This window comes from Sulfitobacter brevis (genome assembly GCF_900112755.1).
GTDB classification, from domain to species: domain Bacteria; phylum Pseudomonadota; class Alphaproteobacteria; order Rhodobacterales; family Rhodobacteraceae; genus Sulfitobacter; species Sulfitobacter brevis.
The window spans coordinates 1-5,046 of sequence record NZ_FOMW01000050.1 but is presented as its reverse complement, the minus strand read 5'-3'; the positions used below and the strand labels follow the sequence as shown (position 1 = coordinate 5,046).

The 5,046-nt window shown below is 51.1% G+C and carries 6 protein-coding genes; 2 read left to right on the top strand and 4 right to left on the bottom strand.

The features are described from left to right. Positions 1 to 441: 441 nt before the first annotated feature. Positions 442 to 876: a BLUF domain-containing protein gene (locus BM174_RS20490; RefSeq protein ID WP_015063193.1), complete on the bottom strand. Its 435-nt coding sequence runs from the start codon at positions 874 to 876 to the stop codon at positions 442 to 444. Positions 877 to 1,271: 395 nt separating this feature from the next. Here BM174_RS20490 and BM174_RS20485 point away from each other — a divergent pair, with 395 nt between their 5' ends. Continuing rightward, positions 1,272 to 1,703 carry a hypothetical protein gene (locus BM174_RS20485; RefSeq protein ID WP_093925642.1) on the top strand — a complete coding sequence of 144 codons (432 nt, stop codon included), beginning with the start codon at positions 1,272 to 1,274 and terminating at the stop codon, positions 1,701 to 1,703. Between the two features lie 7 nt (positions 1,704 to 1,710). Here the strand turns inward: BM174_RS20485 and BM174_RS20480 are convergent, their stop codons facing one another. Beyond that, on the bottom strand, positions 1,711 to 2,250 hold the full coding sequence (locus BM174_RS20480) for a recombinase family protein (RefSeq protein WP_093925641.1): 540 nt from the start codon (positions 2,248 to 2,250) through the stop codon (positions 1,711 to 1,713). Between the two features lie 192 nt (positions 2,251 to 2,442). Here BM174_RS20480 and BM174_RS20475 point away from each other — a divergent pair, with 192 nt between their 5' ends. After that, complete coding sequence (locus tag BM174_RS20475; RefSeq protein WP_177209568.1) at positions 2,443 to 3,180, top strand: DUF5765 domain-containing protein; 738 nt, start codon at positions 2,443 to 2,445, stop codon at positions 3,178 to 3,180. 211 nt (positions 3,181 to 3,391) lie between these two features. On the opposite strand, the gene BM174_RS20470 is transcribed toward BM174_RS20475, so the two are convergent. Together BM174_RS20470 and BM174_RS20465 are read right to left on the bottom strand one after the other, a co-directional pair. After that, complete coding sequence (locus BM174_RS20470) at positions 3,392 to 3,640, bottom strand: hypothetical protein (RefSeq protein WP_093925639.1); 249 nt, start codon at positions 3,638 to 3,640, stop codon at positions 3,392 to 3,394. A 286-nt stretch (positions 3,641 to 3,926) separates the two neighbouring features. Beyond that, complete coding sequence (locus BM174_RS20465; protein ID WP_093925638.1) at positions 3,927 to 4,964, bottom strand: replication initiation protein; 1,038 nt, start codon at positions 4,962 to 4,964, stop codon at positions 3,927 to 3,929. Positions 4,965 to 5,046 lie beyond the last annotated feature (82 nt).

Sequence of the window (5,046 nt, the reverse complement as noted above, 5' to 3'; positions counted from 1 at the left end):
CGAGCACCGAGACATAAGAGATCGGCGCATCAAGGACGCGGGAGGCCAAGGTGACGATGTTGAGGATGCTCTCATCCACGCCGCAATGCAGCAAGCCGAGCGCTTCAAACGTATAGGTCTTTGCCATGGTGCTGCCCCGATGCTGGCGCTCAAGCGCCAGCCAATAGCTATCGCCATAGTTAAGGTGGAAACAATGGCGAATGCGCGGCAGCAATGCGGAAAATGTGAAGTCACATCAGGTATTCTGCCATTCGTGTGATGTTGAGATTTCGAGGGCCGCTCAAAAACGGTGGTTTCTGGGGCAGTGATGCAAGCGCAGCGAAGGGCCGCTTTGAGCCCAAACTACCGAGCGGGACCGAGAAAAGTTTTGCCGGTGCCAGCCTACAGGCATGCGTGATAAGCGATGCCACCTAAGTAGCCTGTCCGGTCAAATTTCCTCGATCAAACGCGCTTTTTGAAATCCAAGAACATCAATCGGGCAAGTTCCAATGCTATCCCGTTGGTATTCGCGGCCACAGCTTCGTCGCTCTTTAGACAGGACAAGGACTGAAAGCTGTTCTGTGTGTATTGGCCAATTTCATCTGGTCCCACATACCCCATCGCCCAGTCCGAAAATGTTCGACTCTTGACCGCATCAGTCCACATGAGTGATAAGCTTTCGTGACGAGGGTCATGGCTAATCCGCTCGTAATAGCAGTTTTCAACTGCGGACCGATCACCCTCCAGCACTTGGAAAAACATATCATCATGGTACATTAGAATGCCGGTGATCTCGTCTCTGGCATTGTTTCGCTGAGAAGCTTCTAAGATGTCAGACAAAGTGGTTTCGTCTAACTTTAACCGTGACAAACTTACATAGGCGAGTTGGAACAGCATGAGCGGAATCCTCGATCTGGAAAACGACGCCTAACCGAATATTGGGTCAGCTTAAATGACCTATTTTGTCGTCGGCAAGATTTTGTATCTGGAGCGAGTATATTGGTCGAAATTGTCGGTTTTGGCCAAGTCCCCGACCTCCTCAACGGATGCTGCTGCGGCAGCACCATCCAGACTTTCGCGTCCGCAGCGAATGGCACGAAAGTCCGCACTACCGATCTTAGGATCGCGCCAAAAACCCTCCTTTTTGGAACGCGCGCCCCCTGCCCTGTTTTACGCCACCACAAACACTGTTCAAAACCCAAACAGTTGTTGAGGGTTTATGGAGAGATTGTCTGTAGTGATATAGATCGCTACACTACATCATAGATCACTATGAGACAGGCAGTTGCTACATGACACAAGTTACAATATCGGAGGCGGCAAGACGGGTGGGCGTCGCTCGGTCTACGTTGCTGCGACACATCAAAAATGGTAAGGTTTCCAAGGTTATTGGTAAAGATGGAAAGCCAAGTTTGGATACGTCCGAACTGTTGCGAGTGTATGGCGACCTGAAAATTTCTGATAAAGGCGATACAAGCGATACACTACATCAAAACCGTAGCGTGCTACAGACTGATACAGGTGATCGCTACACCGAAAAAGATATTGAAATCGCAACCTTACGAGCTGAACTTAAAGCGGCACTCGAACGGGCAGACGAATTCAAAGAAGAACGCGACGAATGGCGGGGAGTAGCTAAAAAAGGGCAGGCCTTGCTCACTGACGCGGGGCAGGGGAGGCCCCGTCAAGGATTGTGGGCGCGAGTATTCGGCAAATCAGAGTAGCCCTCCTTCAAGCCCGCCTGATAGTGTTTGGACTGACCTCGAACAGACGCGCCAGCTCCGCGATGCCACGGCCCTCCTTGTCACGCATACGCGCAACCTCCGCGCTGCGCTCTGGCGACAGGGCAGTGGGTCTGCCCCCGATGCGGCCCCGCTTGCGGGCGGCGGCAAGACCTTCTTTGGTCCTCTCGGATATCCGCTCGCGCTCGAACTGGGCGATGGAAGCGAACACATGAAAGACCAGCCGTCCTGCTGGTGTTGTGGTGTCGATGTCCTCAGCCAAGGACCGGAAGCCCGCGCCCTGTGCGCCGACCGCCTCAACGATGCTCAAGAGGTCCTGTAGGGATCGGCTAAGACGGTCATACTTGGTTACGACAACCACGTCACCGTCCCGCAACTGCTCGATCATGCGGTCTAGCTCAGGGCGGGATTTTTTGGTGCCAGAGACTTTTTCCGCAAAGATGCGATCAGCGCCAATCGCCTCAAGGGCAGAGGTCTGGGCATCAAGATGCTGATCTTCTGTAGAGACACGCGCGTAGCCGATGATCACTGATATGACCCTTCCAAAAACGTTCAACAACTGGTTGGGTTTTGAACGGGGTTTTTGGCAGCGTCAATCGGGGTGTTTTGAGTATGTTCCAAAAAGGAGCGTTTTTGATCGGACCTGAATAACGGATAGGGCCATCTGGCATTCAAGTTGCAGAGTCGTTAGTCATACTTTCGTATCAAGAGAGAGAAATTTATGTGTTGGAGCGGTGAAGCGTCAACTGCATTGGCAGTTGTCGGTTTAGGAACAACTGCTTACGCAGCTTACAAGAAAGAACCAGCGCCGTTATGGATCGCCTTGGGTTATTTCTCCTTAATGGAGCTTTTGCAGGCTTTTACTTATTCGGTCATTGATCAGTGCTCACTGCCTTCTAACCAAGTTGCCACTCTCTTGAGTTATTTGCACATCACGTTCCAGCCCTTCTTCATCAATATGCTGGCGATGTATTTTATACCGAGCCACGTGCGTGAGAAAATTCAATGGCCGGTTTATACAATCTGTTTCATTTCGGCAGTCATCATGCTTTTGCAGCTTTACCCGTTTGAATGGGCAGGGTCATGTCCGCTGGGCAAAATACTCTGTGCCGAGCGACTATGCTCCGTTTCCGGAGACTGGCATATCGCTTGGGAGATACCGACCAACGGGATTCTGAACTTCATCACTGTCGATTCTTGGGCATCTTTCCTGAGTATCTATCCCAGCTACTTCTTCGCGGCATTCGTGATGCCCCTCATGTATGGATCTTGGCGACTGACCGTGTATCACTTTCTGGTCGGACCGCGATTGGCCATGTTACTGACCAATGACCCCAATGAAGTGGCTGCGATCTGGTGCCTTTTATCAATCGGGATTCTACTTCTGGTCGTTAAAACACCGATAAGACAGTTCATGTTTGTGAAGTCTTGGTGGCTATGGCCGAAACAAATGGTCTGAAACCCGACCACACCCCCTGCCGAGCCTCTTGCGGCTGATCCGCTGGCGGAACACGTCCGACCACAGTTCCCCTACTGCGTAAGGCCCCAGAAATCCGCTATGTGGCGGATTGAAGAAATGTCAGCTGCCACCCTAAAATGAATACCCTTTGTTGAACTCTTGAATATCTGCTTATGCGTAGAATTCCATGAGAGGCGGAAGTAGCCCCTGCCTAATTTTTTGAGAATGGGTCCCCAGCATTATACACCTGTTTATAAAGTGATGCGGCTCTGTCTGCCTTAACCCCGAGCTTTACAACAAGATATGAGATGATCGCTTCCCCTGAAATAGTGTTTTTCACACAAGAAGCGATCATTGCTGTGATAATTTCGTCTGAATTTTGGATGATCTCCCCAGCTTTTTCAACTTCGGGTTCAAGGGTCTTTTCAATTTCGGGACTGGTAGGTTTATCTTCAGTCATATCGTGCCTTTCTAATTCGGAGTGTTTCTAACACGGGGGCTTTTCTTAACTGTAAAAAAATGTCGCCAACGTTGGGTCAACTTGGAACCCGCAGACCGCTTTTGCTGAAACTTTGGGAGGAGAGGGCTTGAGTGCTGGGGCTTCTTCCATCGTCCCCGTGTGGACCGTATGCTCCGGACTGTCGATGGCAGGCCAGCACCGATCATGCAGAGGCTTCCGGCACGGATGCGTTCGACAAAACGCATCCGCTTCTGTCATCTGCAAAAACCACCGTTTGTTGAACGGTCTATCGCGCTGAATAGCTCTTGCACCATGTCGCGAAAGTTTTTTCGATAGAAGAACCATCCAACGGGATCGACTTCTCACCGCACCACTTGCGGAACGTATCAGCCAGCTTGCGCAGGTCTGGCACATGCCGCCCGTCGATGCGCGGCGCATTGTCCCGTGCGATCCGGTCCCAAGGCTGGGTATTCTTCACGCTTCCAGAGTCAGGGAAAATCATCACAGGCGTTTCCGCTGTGCCATCCCGCCGCACTTTTCGGCCTACCTTTGGGCGATCCAGTTCATCTTTCACTTTTTTCAGGTCTGCTTTGACCTCCCAAGCTATTTCAACCTCGGCCACTGTCCGGCCAATCTTGTGATATTTTACCGTTAAGTGCAGCCGTGTAAGGTCACTGTTTATCTCATCCACAGCCGCCTTGATGGCCCACGTATTAAAGTTTGAGAACCTTGTTAGCTTCCCTTCGGGTATCCCAAACACAGCCCGAAGTTCGCTCACAGTGAACCGTTTACTCGTCTTGTGTTTAAGATTTTGCAGGCTGGCAATGTGCTGAAAAAGCAGCACTGAATATTTACTACCCAGATGGAACACCGCCTGCCGATCGAGGATTGCCCAGTGATTTGAATCCTGCGCCATACGTCGAAAAGTGCGCCCAAAATACCAAGACACAATCAAGTGCCCTGACGTACTTTCTTCGCGATAATCAATCTCCGCATCATCAACCATCCCACCAATTCTGACACGTTTTTTTTCGGTGTCGTCGTGGATCAAAACGGCTGCGGCCAATTCCGCAAAAAGCGGGGTGATTGATGCGCGGGTATGATTGTCCATGCCGTCAATCTTACGGATGTCAGAGAGAGTTAACGTATGCTGAACATCGTCAGCCATGCGGCCACCTGCCGTACCTATCATCAGATGCATCAGTTTGAGCGCCGCAAGACCCGGCGCATTTTGCATATATACACCCTGCGCTACCTCAGCAGGCAGCACAGTTTTAGTCTGATCATAGGCGCGGTCAGCAGCTACTTGCGTTGTTTTTCCCATGCCTAGTCAATAGGCTAGAAAGCCTGACTAGTAAACTAGCTTAAGCGGCTGGATTCCTAGCTTAAGCGGCTGGATTCCTAGC